This is a genomic window from Bradyrhizobium sp. MI1.3 (assembly GCF_055811695.1).
Window position 1 is genome coordinate 247,619 of record NZ_JBVVPQ010000001.1, and the last position, 3,307, is coordinate 250,925.

The following is a 3,307-nucleotide window of genomic DNA, read 5'->3' on the forward strand; positions in this document are numbered from 1 at the left end:
CTCGGGGGTGGGCCGCGCGCCCGGGTGTGTGTGCGCACCTTTCCCGTTCTAATCGGCTGTACCCACTGCGGGGCGCCCCCGTTGTCGAACGGTGCGCCGCTATTTCATTCGAACCAGCCGCGCCGCTTGAACCAGATCAGCGGCAGCACGCCGCTAGCAATGATGGCGAGCCAGGCCAGCGGATAGCCGAACGTCCAGTCCAGCTCCGGCATGTGCTTGAAGTTCATGCCCCAGATGCCGACCAGGATCGTGGGCGGCACGCCCACGACTGAGACGATCGTCAGGATCTTGAACAGCTCGTTCTGCTGGATGTTGATAAAGCCGAGCACCGCATCGAGCAGAAGCTGGATCTTGTCCGACAATCGCGTCTCGTAATCGCCGAGCGAAGCGACATCCTTCGAGACGGCCTCGAGACGCTTTTTCGACGCGGGCGTGATCCACTCGCTCCCGACATCGCCGGCAAACGAGGCGACGCGGCCGACGCCAAGCAGGACATCGCGCGCCTTGGCGAGCCGATCGGCCAGCTCTCCGATGTTCTCCAGCGCCTCGCGCATCCGCCGGCTGGAGCGGACCGGCCGCTTGGTGCGGACGAGCCCGCCCTTGAAGACGCCCCGCGAGAGCCTGTCGACCTTCGCGCCGAGATGCTCAAGAACATCGGCGCCGCGGTCGACCATGGCCTCGACCAGGCTGGTGAACACGCACATGCCGTTCTCCAGGCTGTCATCGGAACCGATACGCTTGCCGATGTCGTCGAAGATCGGCAACTGCGCGAAGCGCACCGTCACCAGCACGCGCGGGCCGATGACGAATCCCACCGGCGTGATCTCGGCCTCGCTGTCCTCGTTGAGCCGGACCGCCGGCGAGCTGAGATAGAGCGTGCCGTTGTCGAGGATCAGGCGGCTCGACGCTTCGATCTCGCTGAGCGAATCCTCGGACGGAACGCGTATCCCGAGCAATCGTTCGACGAACTGCTTTTCCTCAGCGGTCGCGTCCAAAAGATCAGCCCAGATGATCTCGGACGGCATCTCCGCGCCGATCTTCTGCCAGTCGTCGGATGGCCACCTGTACAGCTTGAGCAAGAATCGAACTCCGCATACCCTCGCGCCGGATCGCACGGCCTGCGGCCATCCTGCGCCGAGCTAACGCATGAGGGTTCCGAACGTTCAAAGTCGGGGGAGCATCGGGCCGGCGCAATCAAACCAAGCGGCCGCGGCCTTCTTCGATCATGCCATCATGCCAGTGTTTTGCCCGACGCGTCAACGGCATCGCCGCAAACCATTTCAATTCGCGTGACGCGCAAGCCATTGAAATGACTATCCCCGGCTACTGTGCATGGGGTTGTTTTTCAGGTTTTTGTTTGGACCGGTCTCGTGACGATCTCTTCCTTTGGGAGAGATCGTCACCGAAATCGCGCAATCGACCTGCGCGACGCTACTCCCACCTCCATGTCGAGAAATCGTTCTCGAACTGCGGGACTTCCTTCCAGACGCCTTTCAGCTTCTTGCTGACGACGGTGGGCCATTGCGGCTGGAACAAGTAGGCGGAGGCTGCGTCGGTTGCCAGCATACGCTGGGCGTCGCCGAGAAGCCTGGCACGCGCCGTGTCGTCCGGCGTTGACACGATCTGCTTGTACAATGCGTTGAAGGCCTCGTTGTTGTAGCCGAGATAGTAGTCCGGCTCGGTGACCTTGACGAGGTCGAAGGGCTCGACGTGGCTGACGATGGTGAGGTCGAAATTATGCGGGCCGTTGGGCGCGAACACCTGCGACAGCCATTGCGCCCATTCCACGTTCTCGATCTTGGCGATGATGCCGACCTTGGCAAGCTGGGCCGCGACAATCTCGCCGCCTTGCCGCGCATAGGGCGGCGGCGGCAGCTTCAGCGACAGCTCGAGCGGCGCGGTGATTCCAGCCTCGGCGAGCAGCTTCTTGGACTTTTCGGGATCGTAAGGGTTGATGCCGGTGGTGTCGACATAGCCGAGCGATCCCGGCGTGTAGAAGCTGCCGATCGGCGTGCCGAATCCTTCGACGGCCCCCTCGATGATCGCCTTGCGGTCGATCGCAGCGAGAATCGCGCGGCGAACGCGGACGTCGTCGAGCGGCTTCTTCCGATGATTGATGGCGACAATGGTCTTGGCCTTGGAGCCGCCGATCAGCACCGTGAAGCGCGGGTCGGCCTTGAACTGGGCAACGACGCGAGTCGCGATGCGCGGAAAAGCGTCTACGTCGCCCGAGAGCAGCGCCGCGGCCTGAGCCGCGGGATCGGAAATGAAACGGATCGTCACCTTGGAGAGCTTGATCGCGGATGCGTTGCGATAGTCGGCCCATTTGTTCAGGGTCATCGACGACCCCTTGGCCCAGGCGCCGAACTGGTAAGGTCCGGTCCCGACCGGCTGCGTGACATTGGTGGCAGCGCTTTTCGGCTCGACGATCGAGGCGCTTGCCTGCCCCATCAAGAACGGGAAGTTCGGCTCGGGGTTTTTCAGGGTGATCACGACCGTGTCGGCGTCGGGCGCGGCAACGGACTCGAAGCTCTGGAACAGGCTCTTGTCCTTGTTGGTGCTGGTGGCACCAGCATTGCGTTCGAACGAGAACTTCACCGCGGCGGAATCGAACGGCTCGCCATTGTGGAATTTGACGCCCTTGCGCAGCTTGAACGTATAGGTCTTCAGATCGGGCGAGGCCGTCCAGCTCTCCGCCAGCAATGGCGAGGTCGAGCCGTCTTCGTTGATCTTGGTCAGCGTCTCGTAGATGTTGTAGAGCGTGACTTCGGCGATCGCCGCTGCGGCGGCGTTGGTCGGATCGAGCCCGGGGGGCTCCAGCGTCATGCCCATGACGACGCTGTCCTTCTTGCCTTGCGCCAGTACCGGCAACGGTGCCGCAGCAAACGCAGCGGCACATGCAACGACGAATAATTTCCTGAGCATGCGTAACTCCCCGACCTTCTGTTGTCCCAACCTACGCCAATCCCGGCGCGGACGCTAACCTTCGACGGGCAATTGCGGCAACGCCATCACGGCTTCCGCCTTGTGACAGGCGGCCAGATGCGTCTCGCCCACCTTGCGTAGCTCAGGCAGAACCTCGCAGCAATGCTGATCGGCCAGCGCGCATCGCGAGACATAGGGACACCCGGTCGCGACCGCCGATTGCGAGGCGATCGCCTGGGCCCCGCGCCGGCGCCGGCCGCCCCCCGCGCCCCCCCCCCCCCCCCCCCCCCGCCGGGGCCCGGTATATGGTTTGGGGCAGCGCGGGCAAAAAAACAACCGCCCCCCCAGCGCGCAGAAACGGGCCAGAAACATAACCCCCACC

At 63.4% G+C, this 3,307-nt stretch carries 2 protein-coding genes and 1 pseudogene; all 3 read right to left on the bottom strand.

Features of this window, described 5'->3' with window-relative positions; all coding sequences use genetic code 11:
* Positions 1-104 precede the first annotated feature (104 nt).
* Positions 105-1,079, bottom strand: coding sequence for a magnesium transporter CorA family protein (locus AC0L3A_RS01035; protein ID WP_219680993.1), 975 nt, complete (start codon positions 1,077-1,079; stop codon positions 105-107).
* A 352-nt stretch (positions 1,080-1,431) separates the two neighbouring features.
* The gene (locus AC0L3A_RS01040; protein WP_473253405.1) at positions 1,432-2,925 is read right to left on the bottom strand and encodes an ABC transporter substrate-binding protein; all 1,494 of its coding nucleotides are present in this window, start codon (positions 2,923-2,925) and stop codon (positions 1,432-1,434) included.
* A gap of 54 nt (positions 2,926-2,979) precedes the next feature.
* Positions 2,980-3,192 (bottom strand): annotated as a pseudogene (locus AC0L3A_RS01045) (peptide ABC transporter ATP-binding protein); the annotation flags it as partial.
* Positions 3,193-3,307 lie beyond the last annotated feature (115 nt).